The organism is Paraburkholderia sp. BR10954, from assembly GCF_040965775.1.
GTDB classification, from domain to species: Bacteria; Pseudomonadota; Gammaproteobacteria; order Burkholderiales; family Burkholderiaceae; genus Paraburkholderia; species Paraburkholderia youngii.
Map to the genome: position 1 here is coordinate 1 of NZ_JBFRCK010000043.1, position 18806 is coordinate 18806.

The window sequence follows — 18806 nt, forward strand, 5'->3', positions numbered from 1 at the left end:
TCTTTCGAACCCGGTCGCTCACTCAACGTACTGACGATGATCAATCCGTCTTTCGACAGATAAACCTTCCTCTAATACTGTGTGAGGCTTCTGATACTTGTGCCTTGCAGCAGATCCATACGGATCCGCCGCCGCATTCCGCATCAAGCGCCCACACTTATCGGCTGTTAGTTTTTAAAGATCGATCCGCCCAACCCGCAGCGCCGGAACTACCACCACCCGGCACCGCTTCGTTTGCGTCGCTGCGTCTGCAGCAGAGAAGCGAGATTATGGAGAACTTTCACCGGATCGTCAACAGGTTTTTATCACTTGCTTAACCTGCCCACGCCGCTGAAGCCCTCGCCAACAAAGGCTTCCCGCTTCCCCGCGCCCCGGCGTCCGGAGCACGAAAGAGCGGAATTCTAGTCGCCGCCAGCGACTTGCAAGCGATATTTTGACGCTCCAAGTGCAACCTGCCGCGCCCCAAAAACACCTCGACTCACGCAGTTGCATGGGCGCGCATCGCCCGTTCGACGACGGCCAAATAGCGGTCGATCCCCGGCGTCGCGCGATTCCTCTCTTTCGCGCGATCGTCCCATCGGCGCAAACGCATCGCGTCTTCCGCGTACGGCTTCTGCGTAAATGCCTGCGCCTCTTCCCTGCTAAAGATCCCGCCCTGCAACTGCAAGCTTCGCACCGAATCGGGGGAAAGCTGGCCGAAATACGTGGCGTCGATCGCGCACAGGCAGCGCTTTGCGTCGACGTGCAGACGAATCGGCTCCAGCACCGCGTCCGACAACACCGGTCGCAAAAACGGCAAGGCGAAATACTGATGCAGATCGTCGACACCCCGTTCCGTCGGCGTCTCCCCTTGCAGGTTCAGCAGATGTCCGAGGTCGTGCAAAAACGCCGCGGCGACCAGTTCGTCGCTCGCGCCTTCCGCCTCGGCCAGCGCGCCGCTCTGCAACGCGTGCTCGAGCTGCGTCACCGGCTCCCCGCTGTACGCGAGGCTGCCGTGCAGCTCGAAAAGCACACGGATATCGTCGAGACTCAATGCCACGGGTCACTCCCAAGGTAATGAAAACGTCTTCAGATTGGTAAAGCTCTTCATCGCTTCCTGAACGCCTTCCTTGTAACCAAGCCCGGAATCCTTGATGCCGCCGAATGGCGTCAGCTCGATCCGGTAGCCCGGCACTTCCCACACGTTGACGGTCCCCACGCGCAGCTCGTTAATAAAACGCGTGATCGCGTCCTGCCGGTTCGTACACACGCCCGACGACAGCCCGAACGGCGTCCCGTTGCTGATGCGGATCGCGTCGTCGAGCGTGTCGAACGCGATGATCGGCGACACCGGCCCGAAGGTTTCCTCGCGCACGAGCGTCATCGACGGATCGACGTTGTCGAGCACGGTCGGCGCATACAGGGCGCCGCTGCGCTCGTTGCCAATGCGCAGGCGCGCGCCCGCGGCCACCGCCTCGTTCACGCGCGCCTCGAACAGCTGTGCGGCGGCGGCGTCGATCACGGTGCCCATCTGCTTCGACGTATCGAACGGATCACCGAACGTCCACGCGCGCGTCTTCTCGACGACCCGCTCCGTGAACTCCGCCGCGACGCGCTGTTGCACGAGCATCCGCTTGACCGCCGTGCAGCGCTGCCCCGAGTTCTTGTACGAGCCTTGCACCGCGAGCGTCGCCGCACGCTCGAGATCGGCGTCGTCGAGCACGATCAGCGGGTCGTTGCCGCCCAGCTCCAGCACGACGCGCCGATACCCGGCCTTCGCCGCGATGTATTTGCCGATCGCGACACCGCCGGTAAACGTAACGAGTTCGACCGACGCGTGCGTAATCAACTCCTCGGCGATTTCGCGCGGATCGCCGGTCAGCACCTGCAGCATCGGCGCGGGCAGCCCCGCCTCATACAGCAGATCGGCCAGATAAAGCGCCGACAGCGGCACCTTCTCCGACGGCTTCACCACCACGCGATTATTCGTCGCGATGGCCGGCGCGACCTTGTGCGCAACCTGGTTCATCGGATGATTGAACGGCGTGATCGCGACGATCACGCCCGCGAGCGGTTCGCGCTGCGAGAACACCCGACGCTTTTTTCCATGCGGCGTCAGATCGCACGAGAAACTCTGACCGTCGTCGCGCAACGCCTCGAATGACGCAAAGCGGAACACGTCGGCGACGCGGCCGATCTCGTAGCGCGAATCCTGCTTCGACAGCCCCGACTCCAGCGAGATCAGATCCGACGCCTGTTCGATGCGCTCGCGCAGCAGCACCGCCGTGCGCTCCAGAATCTGCGAACGCTCGTAGCGCGACAGCGTCGGCCGATACGCGAGCGCATAGTCGAGTGCGGCGCGCACATCGTCGATGCTGGCGAGCGGCACGGTGCCGACACGCATGCCGGTATAGGGATCGAATACGTCGAGCGTGCGGGCGCGCGTCGCGCGCTCGCCGCGCAGCCGCAGCGCTTCTACGCGGAACGCCGGATGGTCCCGCAGCACCGGGTTCATGATGTCGACACGCGATTGAGCGCGACGTCGAAGATATCGAAGTTGCGCAGCCGCTTGCCTTCGTTGCCACTGGCCGTTGGCCGAACGCGCCGGTTGAACAGCAGCGGCACTTCCTGCTCGGAAATCCCGCCATGCGAGCGCAGCGGCACGGTGAGGCCGGACAGGTCGTGCTCGTCGCGCCGCGTGCCGAGCACGACATGCTTCGTGCCGATCACGACCAGATCGCCGATGCGATCCTCGGGCAACCCGAAGCGCGCGCACGCTGCGTTGCGGTCGAGCACGACTTCGATTCCCGGCAGGCGGCCGATCCGCGCAATCACCGACGCGGCATCGAGCTCGCGCGGCAGATAGACGGTCGCGAACGAACCCAGCGCGCCATGATGCACGACGTACGGATCGGTGATCGGCAGAATCACGCGCGTCGTCGATGCGCCGAGCCAGTCGTCGAGCAAGTCCTGCAGATAGATCACGTTCGGCTCGCCGGTTCGCGGATCGTGCTTCGCGTTCATGCCGTGGTCGGCGGTGAGGCCGATCACCCAGCCGAGCGCGTCGAGCTTCGCGAGATAGCCGTCCATCATCGCGTAGAACGCGTTCGCGCCTTCGGTGCCGGGCGCCCATTTGTGCTGGATATAGTCGGTCGTCGACAGATACATCAGGTCGAGCTTGCGCGTCTGCGCGAGCCGCACGCCGGCCGCGAACACGAATTCCGACAATCCCGCGCTATACACGTCCGGCAACGGCAGACCGACCAGACCGAGCACACCGTCGATGCCGTTTTCCTCGACCGACACCTTGTCGGCTTTCTCCGCCGAAAAGCAGATGCCCTTCAACTGCCAGCCGAGCAGTCCGCGCAGTTTGTCCTTCGCGGTGACGACGGCGACCGCGGCGCCCGCGTCGGCGGCGGCCGCGAGCAGCGTGGGCGCGCGCAGGTAGGCGGGGTCGTTCATCATCACCGCCGCGCCCGCGCCGTTGTTCGCGTCGGTGTCCCAGAAGTAGTTGCCGCAGATGCCGTGCACGGACGGCAGCACGCCGGTCACGATCGACAGGTTGTTTGGGTTCGTGAACGACGGGATCACGCAGTCGCCGCGAAACGCCGCGCCGCCCTCGAGCATCGAGCCGATGAAAGGCGCGACACCGGCCGCGACCGCCGCTTCCAGATACTCGAACTCGCAGCCGTCGACACAAACGACGACCGTCGGTTGCGAAGGCAGCCGATAGCTCCGGCCGTTGACTTCGATCGTGCGTTGCTCGGCGTGTGTCATCGCGTGATATTCCATTACAGGGGTCGTCATTGCCAAGGCCTCATCGCCCGCGCGAGCCGGCCGCGCCCGCGGTTGCCGGGATGCGCCGCTCGTGCGCCGCATCACCCGCCGCGTCGCACGCCGCATGGGCGCGCTGCAAGCCGCCCTGCACATGCGCGCGCATCAATTGCGCGGCCTGCTCCGCATCGCGTGATGCGAGCGCGGTCAGAATTGCGCGGTGCTCGGCGAGCGAGCGCGCCATCGCATCGCCTTGCACGACCAGCGCGGCTCGCCGAAACAGGCTCAACTCGCTGACGAGCCTGCGATACGTGTCGTACAACTTCGTGTTACCCGCCGCCGCGACCAGCCCATCGTGAAACGCGACGTTCGCGCGCGCATACGCATCGGGATCGTGCGACGCGAGCGCGGCGCGCATCGCATCGACGCAATCGCGCAGCACCGCGAGCTTGCCCGCATCGATGCTGGCCGCGAGCATCCGGCACGCCGCCTCTTCGAGCACCGCGCGCACCGCGTAAATCTCGTCCGCTTCCGCGAGCGACACCGTCCGCACGAACACGCCGCGATTCTTCTCGGTCCGCACCAGCCCCGCCTGCTCCAGCGCGCGAAACGCCTCGCGCACCGGCCCGCGCGACACCTGCAAGCGCGCCGCCCAATCGGCTTCGTTGAGCTTATCGCCCGGCGCCAGTGTGCCGTCGACGATATGCCGCTCGATCTCGTCGCGCACCAGCGTCGTCAGCGAATGGCGGCGCACGACCTCGATCGGATCGACGGAAGAGGAGTGCATATATTCGTTCACTTTGACAAATTTCGCCACATCGCATCGGATGTCCGCCGTTGGGCGTGCGCGCTTCAGATCAAGGAAACCGCCCGCCGATCAGCCGGGTCAGCCCGGTCAGTCGATCCGGCGACGCGGAGCACGCGCCGCGATCAGCAGCAGCGCGACCAGCGAGACCAGCAGCAGAATCAGCGACAGCGCGGAAGCCGGCAGGTAATAGCCGCGCTCCACCTGCCCGACGACGACGATCGGCACCGTCGCGAAGCCCGGCGGATACACGGTCAGTGTCGCACCGAGTTCGCCGAGCGACAGCGCAAAACCGAGCGCGAGACTCGCGCGGATCGCCGGCACCAGTTGCGGCAACACGACACGGCGCAGCACCATCGACGGCGGCGCTCCGAGGCTCGCGGCCGCTTCGCGCAGCACGGTCAGCTCCGGGCGCAGCGCGGCGGCCGCGCAGCGATAGCAGAACGGCAGCACCAGCGCGAGCTGCACGAACACGACGATCGCCGCCGAGCTCGACAGATCGAGCGGCCGTTTGTGATACGCGATCAGCACCGCGAGGCCGAGCACCACACTCGGCACGCCGTTGGGCATCATCGCGATCGTGTCGACGATAGCGCCGAGGCCGCGCCGGTCGCGCCCTTCGAGCGCGAGCGCGAGCCACAAACCGAGGATCGTGCCGAGCACCGCGACGCCCATGCCGACTTCGAGGCTGGTGGTCAGCGCGTCGAAGTCGCTCGAACCGAGGCGCTCGAACCAGCGCATGCTGAAGCCGTCGGGCAGGATCGTGCCGGACCAGTGCGACGCGACGCTCGATAGCGCGACGACCAGCACCGGCAGCACGAACAGCCAGAAGCACAGCAGCGCGGCGAAACCCAGAAAGAGACCGCCGAGCAGTCGCACGACGAGGCTGTGCCGCACGGGCCGGCCCTTCTTGTGCATGACCGGCAGCACGGTCGGATCGAGTTCAACGGCCATGACCGGCTCCTTTCACCTTGCGACTATTGACGCGCCGGTACAACGCGTACAGCGACAACGACATCAGCAGCATCACGACCGCGCCGGCGGCGGCGGTCGGCAGATCGAGATCGACGGTCGCGGCGCTATAGATCGCGACCGGCAGCGTGATCAGATGGGCGCTGCCGAGCACCAGCAGAATGCCGAACTCGTTCAACGTCAGCAGAAAACACAGGATCGTGCCCGCTGCGATACCCGGCCACGCGAGCGGCAGGATCACCTTGAACGCGACCATCAGGCCGTTCGCGCCGAGGCTGCGCGCGGCTTCGATCAGCCGCCGGTCGAGCAGCGCGAACGATGCCAGCGTCGGACGCACGACGAACGGCGTATAGAACACCACTTCCGCGAGAATCACGCCGCCGATGCCGAACAGAAAGTTGAGCGGCGGCGCTTGCAGATTGAACAGCCGCTGCAGCCCGATGCTGACCGAGCCCTGTGAGCCGTACAGAAAGATCAGCGTGAAGGCGACCAGAAACGACGGGAACGCGACGAACAGCTCGAGGAAGCGCGTGACCATTCGCGCGCCCGGAAACGGCTTGAAGAACAGCAGCGACGCGAGCGCCACGCCGAGCAGCGACGCCAGGCTCGCGCTCGCGAACAGGATGCCGAGCGTGGTGCCGATCACGCCGCGCGTTTCGGGGTTGCCGAAGAACGTCACGTACGCGTGGCCCGACAGGCCGTGCGCGCCGGTCAGACTCAGCATCACGAGCCGCACCAGCGGATAGATGACGAGCGGTCCGAGCACCACGACCGCAATGAACAGCAGATGCCATTGCGCGAGGCGCTCGCGCCGCTTCACCGCGGCCGCATGCGCCGCGGCGCTCGCCAGACGGCGTGCGGCGGCGGCTTCGAGCTCGGCTTGCGCGGCAAGGTCGAGCGGATTGGACGTATCAGGGCTTGATAAGGACGACATCGCCAGCCTCGTAACGCAGGGAAACACGCGCGCCCTTCTCCGGCGTCATGCCGAGGCTGCGCTGCATCGTGACGAGCACGGGATCGTTCGGCAGCGCATCGAGCACGACCGATACCGACAAGGCCGCGCCATACCACTCGACCGACGCGATCGCGCCATGCAACTGCCCCTCGCCGAGCGGCACGATGCGCAGCGCCTCCGGACGCAGACACGCGACACGTTCGCGCTCGTTGTAGCGCGCGTCGTCCATGCTGAACGCGACCTGCGGCGGCAGCAGATTGGCCGCGCCGAGGTAGCGCGCGACGAAGCCGTCGACCGGCGTGTCGTACAGCTGCTGCGGCGTGCCGAGCTGCGCGATGTGGCCATCGCGCATCAGCAGCGTGCGGTCAGACAGCACGAGCGCGTCGTCCTGATCGTGCGTCACGCAGACGATCGTGAGATTCGGCAGGCGCTCGTGCAGCGCTTTCAGTTCTGAACGCACCGACGCGCGCAGATTGGCGTCGAGCGCGGACAACGGTTCGTCGAGCAGCAGCACGTCAGGTTCGATCACGAGCGCGCGGGCGAGCGCGACGCGCTGCTGCATGCCGCCCGACAGTTGCGCGGGCATCACGTGACCGGCGTCGCCGAGCTGCACGAGCTTCAGCGCCTCGGCGACGCGGCGCGCGACGTCGCGCGCCGGAATGCGCCGTGCGCGCAAACCGAACGCGACGTTCTCGAATACCGTCAGATGCGGAAACAGCGCGTAGCTCTGGAACAGCAGTCCGAGGTTGCGCTTGTGCGGCGGCACATGCGTCAGATCGCGGCCGGCCACCGTCAGTGTGCCGGCCAGACCGTCGGCCTCGATGAAGCCCGCGATGAAGCGCAGCAAGGTCGTCTTGCCGCAGCCGCTGCGGCCGAGCACGGTGAGCAACTCGCCGCGCTGGATGGTCAACGACAGATCGTCGAGCACCGTGCGCGCGCCGAAGCGCACCGTCAGGTGATCGATCTGCACGCCGCCCGGCGCGGCGGCGCCCGGCGCGTCCAATCGCGCGGCGTCGAGCGCATCCAGCGGAGCGCCAGGCGCGGTGGGGTGAGCGAGACTGGCCGTATTCACCGGGGTCGTCCTCCAACAGAATTAATGCTGATGCGGCGCCGCGCAGTAGCTGCGAAGCGCCGCCTGAATCGACAACGTCAAACGTTGCTTATCTGAGTCAATTACTTCGGCTTGACCACTTCGGTCTCTTTGCCCGACGAACCGATCACGTCGCTCTTCCAGCGCGCGGTCCAGTCGGCCTTCTTCGCCATCACGTGATTCCAGTCGACCGGAATCAGCTTGACGCCGCTGATCGCCTGCTTGACCGTTTCACCGTTCTTGCCGGCGAGCGGCACGTCGCTGCGACCCGGAATGCCGAAGATGTCCGGCACCTTCGACTGCACTTCCGTCGACATCAGATAGTCGATCAGCTTCTTGCCCTTGTCCTGGTTCGGACCGTTCTTGATCAGCCCGATCGCGTACGGCAGCTGGAACGTGGTCGGCTGACCGCCGGGCGTAGCGGCGAGGAACACCGGCTTCAGAGACAGGCCGCCGTTGGCCGCGTCGTCGAGATCCATCTGCAGATCGCCGTTGGCGACCGCGATCTCGTTACGCGATAGCAGCACGTCGAGATAGCCCGTGCCCTTGGTGTGGAACTTGGCGCTCTGCTCGAGCTTCTTCAGATAGTCGAACGCCTGGTCTTCGCCCATCAGCGACGAGGTCAGGATGATCACCGCCATGCCGTCGCCGGCGGTCGCCGGATTGGAATAGGCGACCTTGCCGGTGAAGTCCGGGTGCAGCAGGTCCGCGAACGTCTTCGGCTGATTTTTCGTGACTTCGGGGTTGATCGCGAACGAGAAGTAGTTGTTCACGAAGGTCGCCCATGCGCCGTTCGGCGCCTTCGCGATGGCCGGCACGTTCTTGTAGTTGGCGCTCTGGTATGCCTGCAGCAGACCGTTCTGGTCGGCCTGCTGGATGAACGGCGGCAGCGTGACGAGCACGTCGGCCTTCGGCTGGTCCTTCTCGATGGTCGCGCGGTTCACGACTTCGCCGCTGCCCGCCGTGACGATATTGACCTTCACGCCTTCCTTCTTTTCGAAGGCCGGCAGCACATCCTTGTACAGATTTTCGAGGCCGTCGGCCGTGTACAGCACGACGGCGTCGGCCGCATGAGCCTGCATCGCGGCACCGCCGAACGCTGCGGCGGCGACCAGCACCGGCAGCAGTTTGCGCGCGAGACCGGCCGCGGCGTGAAGGGAATTCGTCTTTTTCATGTCGCTCTCTCCGAAAGGCTAAAAACCAGACGGTCGGGATAACCCATACCTGTAGTGATTGAACGGCGGCACGCGCCGCTTGGCGTTGCCCGCTGCGGTTGCCGCGCCGGTCTATCGTGGATTGCAGATTGCCGACAACTTTGCCGCTTCTCGCCCAGCCTGACTGACAGCCCGCCTCCGACACCCGCGCTGCCTGCCGCGCCTGAGCGGGCACGGGAAGAATCACAGGTTTCGATGACACGGCCGTGACGATTTTGCCGAATTCCAAAAAAAGACACAAATTGCCAATTCAAGCCAACCGATGGAATTCGTCGCGCCGCCCAAAAATGGAACTCCGCGCGCCGATCCCGTGTGGATCGTACATGGCAAAAATGACGGCGCGTATTGTCCCCGGCCGTTCCAATATCTGGAGCGAAACCCGCGGCTTTTTTGAGTTAGATTTTGGCGGGTGCGGAATGGCGTTCAGCGAATGAGCCGTCTCACGCGATCAGAATCTCCAGACCATGCGCGGTGATCGCCTTGCCCAGCGCGCGCTCGGGCGCCAGTTCGGTGACCAGATACCGCGCCGACTCAATACCGTTGATGCGCACCGGCGTAACGCGTCCGAACTTCGAATGATCGGCGACGACCACCACCAGGTCGGCCGCGGCGATCATGCGGCTGCGCACTTCGGCCGCCATGCGGCTGTAGTCGGTCAGATAGCCGTCCGGGGAGATCCCGCCCGCGCCGATGAACGCGAAATCGGCGTGGTACTGCGCGATCTGGTGGACCGTGTCGAGTCCGAAGGTCGCGTCCTCGATATCGGACAGCTCGCCGCCGAGCAGCGTCACGCGATTGTCGTTGCGTCGACCGAGCAGCAGCGCGATGCGCCAGTCGTTCGTGTAGACCGTCAGCCGATGCCGGTCGAGCAGCGCGCGCGCGACCGCCTGCGTGGTACTGCCCGAATCGATGATCAGCGACGCGCCGTCCGGCACGAACTCGGCCGCGCGCTCGCCGATCGCACGCTTCGCGCCCGCATTCTCGGCTTCGCGCGTATCGAGATCTGGCTCGCGCCGATCGCTCGACAGCGCGCCGCCGTGGGTCGTCACGAGCAGGCCGCGGCCGGCCAGTGCGTTGAGGTCGCGGCGGATCGTTTCGCGCGATACGTTCAGTTCGCGCACCAGTTCAGCGACCGACAGCGCGCCGTTCTTTGCGACTTGCGCGAGGATGTATTGATGACGTTGTTCTGCGAGCATCTGTGCGCCGTGATTGAGGAAGGCCGCCGTATTGTATTACGCGTATTGCGCGTTGTTGGCGCGGGCGCACAGGTTGCGCTCATGGCGCGCTCATCGCGCGCCAAGGTTGCTACGAGCCGCCCCTTGCGCGCGAACCCGCCCGCCACCGCGCCGACCTGCTAACCTTGACGGCTGGACTCTTCGGGCATACGGCGAACGCCACGCCGCCGCCCGGCCGAGTCCCGCACAACGCCTCGCCCGTCAACCGAACCGCCGATGCCGCCACTGTTTCGCCGTCTACTGCTGCTGTTCCATGCGCTGCGTTACGGCGCGCGCCTGATCTGGCTCGCCGCTCCGCCCGACCACAAGCTGCATTGGATGATCGAGCTGATCGGCCGCGTGCATGCGTCCGAGCGCAGCGGCGCGCAGTTGCATGGCCTGCTGCCGGCGCTCGGTCCGCTTGCGAGCCGCTTCGCGCAGACGCTCGCCGCTCGCCCAGAGCTCGCGAGCGGCACGCTGCATGACGCGCTGGACGCCATCGATCACATGGAAGCACCTCTGTCGCCGGACGACTCCGCGCAGGCTTTGACGCGCGCGTTCGGCCGGCCGCTCGGCGAGCTGTTCAGCGCGGTCGACCTCGTGCCGGTGCGCAGCGGCTTCGCCGAGCAGACCCATTTCGCGCGGCTCGCGGTGCCGCTCAAAGGTCACCACGAGGTCGCCGTCAAGCTCGTGCGCGCGCAGCAGTTGCAACAGATTGGCGATGAGCTCGCGCTGTTGCGCTGGGTCGCGCGCTGGCTCGAAAAGCTGTCGCGCGTCGCGCGCCGGCTGAAGTTGCGCTCGCTCGCGCAAACCTTCACCGACGACATCCTGCGCCGCTTCGACCTGCGCGCCGAAGCCGCGAACCTGAGCCAGACCGGCCATCATTTCGACGGCGACAAGCGCATCGTCGTGCCGGACGTGATCTGGGAGCTGTGCACCGACCACACGCTGACGATGCAGCGCATCAATACGCTGCCCGCGAGCGACCTGCCCGGCCTGCACGCGCACGGCATCAAGCTGGCGCCGCTCGCCGCGCATATCGTCGAGGTGGTCACCGAGCAGGCCTTCGAGCATGGCTTTTTCCACGCGACGCTCGATGCGCGCCGCGTGCGCGTCAGCATCGAGCCGGATACACTCGGGCGCCTCGTGCTCGCCGAGTTCTCGATCATGGCGACGCTGTCGAGCGGCGAGCGCGAGTTCTTCGTGCACGGCGCGACCGCGTTGTTCGACCAGGACTACGGGCGGCTCGCCGACATGCATCGCGAGGCCGGCCACGTGCCGGACGACACACGCCCCGAGATGCTCGAAGCCGAACTGCGCACGCGGGCTGAAGCGCACTTCGCGGCGGCGCCCGAGGATCGCTCGGCGGGTTCGCTGTTTCATCATCTGCTGCACGGCGTGCAACCGTTCGACGGTCAGGTGTCGGGCCAGCTCGCGACCGCGCAGCGCTCGTTCCAGCAGGCGGAGATGCTCGCGCGGACGCTGCATCCGGGCGTCGATACATGGAACATCGCACGCGGGGTGCTTGCCGATATCGCGCGACGCGATCTCGATCATCGCGGCTGGCTCAAGCGGCTGTCACACGAACTGCCGCATCTCGCGCATATGCTGCCGCGCGTGCCGCAACTGGCGGTGCGCTATCTGCAGCAGCACGATCGCGCGGGTACGCCGCAGCAGAACGCGCAACTGCTCGCGGATCTCGCGCGCGAATACCGGCGCACGCGTTGGCTATTGTGGGCGTGCGTGGTCTGTGGCGGCGCGCTCGGAGCGGGGATGACGCTGCTCGCGTGGTGACGGTCCCGCGCGCATTGTGCAGCTTTGAACAAGACGCGCGCCGCCCGTGCGGTCAACATGGCGGCTTTTTCGCACCCTCTGCCCCGATGCTCGCCACCTTTGCTGCCGCCGTGTTCGTCGTGCTGTGGTCGACCGGTTTCGTGGTCGCCCGCGCGATCACGCCTTACGCCGATCCCAATCTGTTTCTGCTGGCCCGTTTCGGCGGCACCGCGCTGATCTTCGCGCTGGCCGCGCTCGTCGCGCGCTCGGCCTGGCCGACCGGACGCAACCTGGGCAAGCACCTGAGCGCCGGCGCACTGCTGCAAGGGGTCTATCTCGGCGCCGGCTACTGGGCCGTCGCGCAAGGTCTCAGCGCGGGCGTGATGGCTTTGCTCGGCGCGCTGCAGCCGCTCGCGACGGCCGCCGTTGCCGCGCCGCTGTTCGGCGAGCGCTTGTCGCGGCGCGGCTGGAGCGGCATGGCGGTCGGCCTCGCCGGCGTCGTGCTGGTGCTCGCGCCGAAGCTCGCGGCCGCGACGCCGCCCACGCACGGCAACGCGCCGGCGTGGTTGGTCGTGCTGATATCGATCGTCGCGGTGGGGGCGATCACGGCGGGCACGCTGTTCCAGAAGACCTCGCTCGCCAAGGCCGATATTCGCAGCGCGAGCGCGGTGCAGAACGTCGGCGCGGCTGTCGTCGCGGGGGTGCTGGCGCTCGCGCTCGGCGAGCATCGCTGGATCGCGTCGCCAACGCTGTGGGCATCGCTCGCGTGGGGCATCGTGATGCTGTCCGGCATCAGCGTCACGTTGCTCGTCTGGATGGTCCGGCGCGGGGATGCTTCGCGCGCGACCGCGCTGTTGTTTCTCGCGCCGCCGCTCGCCGCGCTCGAAGGCTATCTGGGGTTCGGCGAGACGCTGCTGCCCGTGCAGATTGCCGGGTTTGCGGTCGCCCTGGCTGGCGTGTTGTTGGCGAGGTCGTGAGGGGCGCCCCGCGCTGGTATTGCGACAAGACCTGGGCGTCCGTCAGTCGGCCGTATCCGCGTGCGCGGGCATTTTTGCGCGCGCGACCGCGCCGGGCACTGGCGACCAAGCTGGCCGGCTCTTGCGCTGCGAATCGACGACGACGATAAAACGCCCCGCCCACGGCATGATCTGCCGATCGCTTTTCAGCACCCACAAAGACTGGCCGGAATCGACGAGCTGCTGATATTCCGCGTCGAGAATCCCGTAGTGATCGAGAAACGTGTTCAGCGACGCGGGAATCCGCACGCAGCCCTTCGAATGGCGAATACCGAGCAGCGGTTCCAGCCGATCGGGGTCGGTCGCGTGCATCTGGAAACGCATCTGCGACATGCCGCCCTTGCCCCAGCCGCGTTCGCCCTGCGCCCAGCCGAGGTCGAAGATGCGCATATCGCGCCGGCCATAACCGCGAATGTGATTTTCGTTCTCCGTGCCCTCGGAGCGGAAATCCATATTGTCGGGCGTATGTTCAAACACGCCGAGCGGCGTGATGAAGTGGTCGTACTCGCCAGGCCGTCCGGTGGATACCGGCGATGCGCCGATCATCTGCCAGTTGTCGGCGGGCGCTGGGCGGAAGTAAATCAGGAGCGCCTGCACGTTCGCATTGCGATCGACGAGCACCACATACTCGCCCGACAGATTGCCAAGCTCGTTCCCGTCGAGCGCCGTCTCCAGACGGTTGGCGTACGCACGCTGCTCCGCGACGGGCAGTCTGAGCCGGCGCGTCACGTCCTGCGCGAATACGTCGCGCAGCAGAAACGCACGGCGCGGATCGACGACGCCGGCCGCGTCGGGCGCGGCGACGGTGGCGGCGTCGATCGTGCCCAATGATTGGCTCGCGCCATTCCACGCTTTGGCCGAAGTGGTCGGATTCACCGTATGGGCCGCCGATGTTGCGGATGCAGGCGAATGAGCGGTAGCGGGCACCGCTGCATGAACCTGCGCCGCCATCGCGCCCGCACCTGCCGATATGACGATTGCGCACATCCACGCGCAAATCCTCACGCGGTTCAATCCAGGCTGGCCACGCCGATCTGGGTATCTCATCGCGTCCTGAAACAAACATGATTATTATTGATTGACACGCCGGATCCCGGTGGCGTTCGCTACGAGCGATGTTACGCAGCGAATTGACGCGTGTCGATGAATATACCCTCTAACTTACGACCTCTTCAAAAACGATTGACTATTTCCCCGCAATCGACATATCAGTGAAATGCAATTAATTCGCAATTAAGCTGGTCATCGGAAAATCAGGCCACAAAAGCGAAGGACGATTTCATTCGACGAAAGATCGCCCGAATACGGCGGCACATCCCGATACTCGAGCCCTTTCAAGCGCTTTTTCTCTCGCGAGGACAACAACGATCATGGCTCCATCCGATCCCGCCGCCCGCCAGGCCCGCATCGCGGCCGAAATGCACGTCACCGCTAAATTCGACGCAAGCCGCGAAATCGAGCGCCGGGTCGATTTTCTGGCGAACTATCTGCGCAACAGCCACCTGAGAACTTATGTGCTCGGCATTAGCGGCGGCGTCGATTCGACGACGGCCGGGCGTCTCGCCCAACTCGCGGTCGAGCGTTTGCGGACTAACCATTACGACGCGCGTTTCGTCGCCGTGCGTCTGCCTTACGGCAAACAGCGCGATGAAGCGGATGCACTGGAGGCATTACGTTTCATTCGCGCCGACGAAAATCTGACTATCGATATCAAACCCGCCGCCGATGCAATGCTCGAATCGCTCGATAAAAGCGGTGTGTCGTTCAAGGACGAATCACAGCGGGATTTCGTGCACGGCAATATCAAGGCGCGCCAGCGGATGATCGCGCAATACGCGGTGGCGGGTGCGCGCTCCGGTGTCGTGATCGGCACGGACCACGCGGCTGAATCGGTGATGGGCTTCTTTACGAAGTTCGGCGACGGCGGCGCCGACGTGCTGCCGCTCGCCGGGCTCAGCAAGCGCCGCGTGCGCGCGCTCGCGCATACGCTCGGCGCGCCCGACGCGTTGGCGCACAAGGTGCCGACCGCCGACCTCGAGATGCTGCGGCCGCTTCGTCCCGACGAAGACGCGTACGGCATCCCGTACGACGCGATCGACGATTTTCTCGAAGGCAAGCCGGTCAGCGATACCGTGCGTGACGTAGTGCTGCAGTTTTACAACGCGACGCGTCACAAGCGGGCGCTGCCGTACACCCCGTTCGACTGGCAGGCGTCACCTGATGGGCAATGACGAGGCAGCGAAGCGGCTCTCAAACGAATAAAGGCGGTGGCCCTGCGCGCGACGCCGCGCATGTCCACCGCCTTCGAAAGGAATCGACGTTACTGAGCCGCCTACACCTACGGCGCTCGCTGCTCCGGCGGCGGTTCGTCGCTGAACAGATCGGCGCTCGCTTCGAGCGGCTGGCCACCCAGATGCTTGCCGTGAATCTGCCGCGCGATCACGTCGCCGACATACGGCACGCTCGCGTCGAGTTCCACCGTCGCGTAGGCGTTGGGCTTGCCGGCGTCCACCACCTCGACGTGTTTAGCGTAGTGGCCGAGTTCGCGCTTCAAGAAATCCCGCACGTCCTGCTCGCTGCACGATTCGGCGATATTGCGCACGGTCAGGTTCATGCGGACTACCCTCGCCGTGCCCGGCGCTCAGTCAGTCGGTCAGAGCTGGAGACACGCACCGGTCGCAGCGCGACACGCTGCTTCGTCTGAGCCACGGCCAGTGCGCGAAGTACGACGACGCCGGTCGCGCCGGCCAATCCGAAAGCGAGCAATGACAAAAAGAAGGCCATCGTTCCAATCTCCTGTGCAAATTTCATCCTGTTCTCAGGATAGCCCGCTTCGACAGCGAACACACTGTGACGCAGTGTCGTAGGCAACGGCGAAACACCGCCGTCAATGCACTGTACCTGAATCAGTCGCGCCAATCCTGGAAAACATCGGCTGCTTCAGCACCTTGCATGCCTGGCACGCAGACGCATCGTCAAAGGCATCCTGCGGAGGATGTGAGCAAGACGGGCTGATCGCGCCGATCAGTTTGCCGCTTGCACGTTCGCCGCGCTCACCCACCAAGCATTTTTACCGTGCGGCAGGCGGACCAGCACCGCGGAAGGATCGTCGACGCCGTCGTCGGCGATCTGGCAAACCGGCAGGCCGTCGGGCAGACGCTTTACTTCGCCGGCGGCCTCGAACAGCGCGATTCGCCGCGCATCCAGCGGGCGCAGCTGCCGATACACGTCGAAGCTGAGCGCCGCGGGCACGTCGCCGCGAATCTCCAGCTCATTGGCGCGCGCGCAATGCGCGGGCGCGGTGGCAACCGCGGCTGCGCTGCCGCTCAGGCAGCCGATCGTCAGCGCAACGGCGGCGAGGCGGGATTGGGTCATCGTGTTTCTCCGAAAAAAATGAGGGGCCGCGAACCGGGGTTCCGCGACGACTGCGGCAGCGCGCGTATGCGCTCAACGCTCGCGCTCATGCGCGTCGCCGCGCCGGTTGTCTTCCCTGTCGACGCCGTCGTCGTCGCCAGTCGGGACGTCTAGCCGGCTCACGTCGCACGACGCCTGGCCAAAGCCCGCATACACCGCCGACCAGTTGCCGACGATCGCCGCTTGCGCCTGCGCGAGACTCAGCTTGCCTTCGCAGACGCAGCGCTTGAGCATCGCCGCCGCGCGTGCCTTGCGGCGCTCGCCCCGCGGGCCGGCCCACGGCAATAGATCGAGATTGGCCGGCGCATCGGGCGATCCGCCGAGCATGATCGGCACGTGCCGGTCGAGCGCAAACGCGGCGCTGTCATCCATATCGATGCCGCGCGCGGCAAGCATGCGGTCCTTGTGCGCCATCAGTTCGTCGAACGGCGGCGCGACGGTTTCCGCATAACCGGGGCGGCAAATCGTCCGGCCGATCGATTGCTGGGTCACGCGGTCGTCTAGGACGTCGCTCGGCTGCGCGGCGGCGTCCCCGATGCGCAGCGCGATCAGTGCGCCGACGGTTACGAACAGCGCACGATGTGTGATGTGCGCGCGCGGTCGAACCACGCTCTTGCGCCCGAGCCGCGGCGCGTTGGCCGCATCATTGCTGCTGGTGATGTCGCGGGAAAGACCCCGCCGATGCGTGTCCGCGAGGCCTGCGTTCATTCGTCTGCGCGCCGGCGGCACGCGGTAGTTCAATTCGCAAGGCAATTAAAACACATTCAATCTGGATGAGTACAAAAGCCCGACATGGCAGCGCACCGTTTGCCGGCTCGCGGCGACCGCCGCGAGCCAGAGCAGACCGGCACGACACGACGTCGCGATGTGTCGCGACGCCCCGCCACCGCCGCTACTTCGCCACCCGCGCCTGCAATGCGCGGATCCGCCCGAGCGCCTGCGCGTCCGACACCGTCTCTTCGTACATCTTTGCGAGGTCGGCTTTCAGCGCGGTGCGCGAACCGCCGTCGAGATACACCATATGCCCCGATGGATAGAACCGCGCCGACAGGTTCTGCCGCACCTGCTGACTGACCAGCGGCATCTGCTGCAGGTCGAGCACGGTTTGATAGAACGGCGTGACGAAATCGAAGAACCCGTTCGCCGACAACACCTTCAGGTCGGGATTGAGCGCCATCACGGCCGCAAGGTCGCCGGCCGTGTACAGAATGATGTTGCCTGTCGAGTCGACGCCCTTCTGCGCGCCGGTGGGATCGATATGGCTGAAGTCCCAGTACTTGAAGGCCTGATCGTTGAGGTCGGTGAACGACGAGTTCGACGTGTACTTCAACTGCTCGTTCAGATACACGTTCCACATCGTCGTGTAGACGCCGGTGACCGCGGTCATCGTCGGATCGTTGCCGCCGGAGTTCGGGTCGATCTTGCCGGCGATGCCGGTGTCGATCGCGGTCACGCGGCCGTCGTAAGCGCCGAGCGCGAGGCCTTGCGACTTCAGCAAGGTGGTCAGGAACAGCGAATTGCCGCGGCTGTCGTAGCCGGCGATGTCGAGGCTCCACGCGAGCAGTGTCGTTTTGTCGATACCGGTGTATTCGCTGAGTTTTTCGACGGTCGCGGTGTCGGTGGTCGGGAACTTGCGAAGCGCGGCCAGGTAGTCGGTGCGCGCGAACTGCGCGACCTCTTCGGCGAACGTGCCGAGATCGGTGGGCCGCGGCGCGACGCCGAGTTTCTTGTGATACCACGCGTCCGCGGCCGCCGTGGGCAGCGCGCCGACCGGGTTGCCCGACTGCGTGTAATCGAGAATCGAAGACTGCAGCGTCACCCCGTTCAGATCGACGCCATCCTCGTGCAGCCGGTACGCGAGCACGCAGCTGCGCGCCGTGCCGTAGGACTCGCCGAACAGATACTTCGGCGAATTCCAGCGGTTGTTTTTGGTCAGAAACCGCTTGATGAACTGCTTGATAGAGTCCGCGTCCTGATCGACGCCCCAGAAATCGCGATTCTTCTTCGGCGCGATCGCCGCCGAATAGCCGGTGCCGACCGGGTTGATGAATACGAGGTCGCTTTTGTCGAGCAGACTGTCCGGATTGTCTTCGAGCGAATATGGCGCCGGCGGCGTGAAGCCCGGCATCGACGTCTTGATGCGGCGCGGCGCGAACGAGCCGAGCAGCACGAATACCGACGACGATCCGGGCCCGCCGTTATAGAAGAACGTGACCGGACGCGTCTCTTCCTTCTGGTTGTCCTGTGTGAAAGCGACGTAGAACATCCTCGCCGACGGCTGCGAGCTGCTCGGATCGACGATCACCAGGTGGCCCGCGGTCGCCGTGTAGTTGATGTTGTGCCCGCCGATGGTCACCGAATGATGCGTGATCGCGGCCGTCTCGACCGTATCGGTAACCGAATCGTCCGGGCCGTTGCCGTAGGCGACCGGGTCGAAGAACGGCTGGTCGCCGGCTTTGTGCGGGGTGCTCGTGGCGGTGGACGCGCCGGCCGAGGCCGTGGCGTGCGTGTTGTGCGGCGAATGCTGGCTACCGGAAGCTGATTCTGTATTCGTCATGATCGCTCCAAGGGTTGTTTTATTGCCGTGCGTCCTCGTTCTT

Annotated in this window: 18 protein-coding genes; 4 read left to right on the plus strand and 14 right to left on the minus strand. The window is 65.4% G+C overall.

Features of this window, described 5'->3' with window-relative positions; all coding sequences use genetic code 11:
* Positions 1 to 317 (plus strand): hypothetical protein (locus AB4Y34_RS35880; RefSeq protein WP_368718715.1); only part of this gene is annotated, 317 nt, incomplete at its 5' end.
* Positions 318 to 478: 161 nt separating this feature from the next.
* Here the strand turns inward: AB4Y34_RS35880 and AB4Y34_RS35885 are convergent.
* The 9 genes from AB4Y34_RS35885 to AB4Y34_RS35925 all read right to left on the minus strand — a co-directional run bounded on the left by AB4Y34_RS35885 (position 479) and on the right by AB4Y34_RS35925 (position 9985).
* Complete coding sequence (locus AB4Y34_RS35885; RefSeq protein ID WP_368718716.1) at positions 479 to 1039, minus strand: phosphonate degradation HD-domain oxygenase; 561 nt, start codon at positions 1037 to 1039, stop codon at positions 479 to 481.
* 3 nt (positions 1040 to 1042) lie between these two features.
* On the minus strand, positions 1043 to 2494 hold the full coding sequence (phnY, locus tag AB4Y34_RS35890; protein ID WP_368718717.1) for a phosphonoacetaldehyde dehydrogenase: 1452 nt from the start codon (positions 2492 to 2494) through the stop codon (positions 1043 to 1045).
* On the minus strand, positions 2491 to 3771 hold the full coding sequence (gene phnA / locus AB4Y34_RS35895; protein WP_368718738.1) for a phosphonoacetate hydrolase: 1281 nt from the start codon (positions 3769 to 3771) through the stop codon (positions 2491 to 2493). Before phnA ends, phnY begins: the two co-directional genes overlap by 4 nt.
* 25 nt (positions 3772 to 3796) lie before the next feature.
* On the minus strand, positions 3797 to 4540 hold the full coding sequence (locus AB4Y34_RS35900) for a phosphonate utilization associated transcriptional regulator (RefSeq protein WP_368718718.1): 744 nt from the start codon (positions 4538 to 4540) through the stop codon (positions 3797 to 3799).
* 108 nt (positions 4541 to 4648) lie between these two features.
* Entirely contained in the window at positions 4649 to 5512 is an 864-nt protein-coding gene (phnV, locus tag AB4Y34_RS35905) for a 2-aminoethylphosphonate ABC transport system, membrane component PhnV (RefSeq protein ID WP_176105646.1), read from the minus strand.
* A complete protein-coding gene (locus AB4Y34_RS35910) occupies positions 5502 to 6464 on the minus strand; it encodes a 2-aminoethylphosphonate ABC transporter permease subunit (RefSeq protein WP_368718719.1) in 963 nt (320 codons plus the stop codon). Before AB4Y34_RS35910 ends, phnV begins: the two co-directional genes overlap by 11 nt.
* On the minus strand, positions 6442 to 7557 hold the full coding sequence (phnT, locus tag AB4Y34_RS35915; protein WP_368718720.1) for a 2-aminoethylphosphonate ABC transport system ATP-binding subunit PhnT: 1116 nt from the start codon (positions 7555 to 7557) through the stop codon (positions 6442 to 6444). The genes AB4Y34_RS35910 and phnT overlap by 23 nt, the downstream gene beginning before the upstream one ends.
* A 101-nt stretch (positions 7558 to 7658) precedes the next feature.
* Positions 7659 to 8750: a 2-aminoethylphosphonate ABC transporter substrate-binding protein gene (gene phnS / locus AB4Y34_RS35920; RefSeq protein ID WP_176385190.1), complete on the minus strand. Its 1092-nt coding sequence runs from the start codon at positions 8748 to 8750 to the stop codon at positions 7659 to 7661.
* Between the two features lie 479 nt (positions 8751 to 9229).
* Positions 9230 to 9985, minus strand: coding sequence for a DeoR/GlpR family DNA-binding transcription regulator (locus tag AB4Y34_RS35925; RefSeq protein WP_176385188.1), 756 nt, complete (start codon positions 9983 to 9985; stop codon positions 9230 to 9232).
* A gap of 255 nt (positions 9986 to 10240) precedes the next feature.
* On the opposite strand from AB4Y34_RS35925, the gene AB4Y34_RS35930 reads away from it, so the two are divergent.
* On the plus strand, positions 10241 to 11797 hold the full coding sequence (locus tag AB4Y34_RS35930) for an ABC1 kinase family protein (RefSeq protein WP_368718721.1): 1557 nt from the start codon (positions 10241 to 10243) through the stop codon (positions 11795 to 11797).
* An 86-nt stretch (positions 11798 to 11883) separates the two neighbouring features.
* Positions 11884 to 12753: a DMT family transporter gene (locus AB4Y34_RS35935; protein WP_368718722.1), complete on the plus strand. Its 870-nt coding sequence runs from the start codon at positions 11884 to 11886 to the stop codon at positions 12751 to 12753.
* A 42-nt stretch (positions 12754 to 12795) separates the two neighbouring features.
* On the opposite strand, the gene AB4Y34_RS35940 is transcribed toward AB4Y34_RS35935, so the two are convergent.
* Complete coding sequence (locus AB4Y34_RS35940) at positions 12796 to 13779, minus strand: L,D-transpeptidase (RefSeq protein WP_368718723.1); 984 nt, start codon at positions 13777 to 13779, stop codon at positions 12796 to 12798.
* Positions 13780 to 14162: 383 nt separating this feature from the next.
* On the opposite strand from AB4Y34_RS35940, the gene nadE reads away from it, so the two are divergent.
* Complete coding sequence (gene nadE / locus AB4Y34_RS35945; RefSeq protein WP_176126070.1) at positions 14163 to 15023, plus strand: ammonia-dependent NAD(+) synthetase; 861 nt, start codon at positions 14163 to 14165, stop codon at positions 15021 to 15023.
* Positions 15024 to 15130: 107 nt separating this feature from the next.
* Here the strand turns inward: nadE and AB4Y34_RS35950 are convergent, their stop codons facing one another.
* The 4 genes from AB4Y34_RS35950 to AB4Y34_RS35965 form a co-directional block, all read right to left on the minus strand.
* The gene (locus AB4Y34_RS35950; RefSeq protein ID WP_176105636.1) at positions 15131 to 15406 is read right to left on the minus strand and encodes an RNA-binding protein; all 276 of its coding nucleotides are present in this window, start codon (positions 15404 to 15406) and stop codon (positions 15131 to 15133) included.
* Positions 15407 to 15816: 410 nt separating this feature from the next.
* Positions 15817 to 16167, minus strand: a complete 351-nt coding sequence (locus AB4Y34_RS35955; protein WP_368718724.1) for a hypothetical protein — start codon at positions 16165 to 16167, stop codon at positions 15817 to 15819.
* 72 nt (positions 16168 to 16239) lie between these two features.
* Complete coding sequence (locus AB4Y34_RS35960) at positions 16240 to 16914, minus strand: hypothetical protein (RefSeq protein WP_368718725.1); 675 nt, start codon at positions 16912 to 16914, stop codon at positions 16240 to 16242.
* Positions 16915 to 17098: 184 nt separating this feature from the next.
* Complete coding sequence (locus AB4Y34_RS35965) at positions 17099 to 18763, minus strand: S10 family peptidase (RefSeq protein ID WP_176126066.1); 1665 nt, start codon at positions 18761 to 18763, stop codon at positions 17099 to 17101.
* Between the last annotated feature and the right edge of the window lie 43 nt (positions 18764 to 18806).

Excerpts from the sequence above, each read along its gene's own strand:
- phnY (WP_368718717.1), bottom strand. The coding sequence starts at position 2,494 with ATGAACCCGGTGCTGCGGGACCATCCGGCGTTCCGCGTAGAAGCGCTG.
- phnA (WP_368718738.1), bottom strand. The coding sequence starts at position 3,771 with ATGGAATATCACGCGATGACACACGCCGAGCAACGCACGATCGAAGTC.
- AB4Y34_RS35900 (WP_368718718.1), bottom strand. The coding sequence starts at position 4,540 with ATGCACTCCTCTTCCGTCGATCCGATCGAGGTCGTGCGCCGCCATTCG.
- phnV (WP_176105646.1), bottom strand. The coding sequence starts at position 5,512 with ATGGCCGTTGAACTCGATCCGACCGTGCTGCCGGTCATGCACAAGAAG.
- AB4Y34_RS35910 (WP_368718719.1), bottom strand. The coding sequence starts at position 6,464 with ATGTCGTCCTTATCAAGCCCTGATACGTCCAATCCGCTCGACCTTGCC.
- phnS (WP_176385190.1), bottom strand. The coding sequence starts at position 8,750 with ATGAAAAAGACGAATTCCCTTCACGCCGCGGCCGGTCTCGCGCGCAAA.
- AB4Y34_RS35925 (WP_176385188.1), bottom strand. The coding sequence starts at position 9,985 with ATGCTCGCAGAACAACGTCATCAATACATCCTCGCGCAAGTCGCAAAG.
- AB4Y34_RS35930 (WP_368718721.1), top strand. The coding sequence starts at position 10,241 with ATGCCGCCACTGTTTCGCCGTCTACTGCTGCTGTTCCATGCGCTGCGT.
- AB4Y34_RS35935 (WP_368718722.1), top strand. The coding sequence starts at position 11,884 with ATGCTCGCCACCTTTGCTGCCGCCGTGTTCGTCGTGCTGTGGTCGACC.
- AB4Y34_RS35940 (WP_368718723.1), bottom strand. The coding sequence starts at position 13,779 with ATGTGCGCAATCGTCATATCGGCAGGTGCGGGCGCGATGGCGGCGCAG.
- nadE (WP_176126070.1), top strand. The coding sequence starts at position 14,163 with ATGGCTCCATCCGATCCCGCCGCCCGCCAGGCCCGCATCGCGGCCGAA.
- AB4Y34_RS35950 (WP_176105636.1), bottom strand. The coding sequence starts at position 15,406 with ATGAACCTGACCGTGCGCAATATCGCCGAATCGTGCAGCGAGCAGGAC.
- AB4Y34_RS35955 (WP_368718724.1), bottom strand. The coding sequence starts at position 16,167 with ATGACCCAATCCCGCCTCGCCGCCGTTGCGCTGACGATCGGCTGCCTG.
- AB4Y34_RS35960 (WP_368718725.1), bottom strand. The coding sequence starts at position 16,914 with ATGAACGCAGGCCTCGCGGACACGCATCGGCGGGGTCTTTCCCGCGAC.
- AB4Y34_RS35965 (WP_176126066.1), bottom strand. The coding sequence starts at position 18,763 with ATGACGAATACAGAATCAGCTTCCGGTAGCCAGCATTCGCCGCACAAC.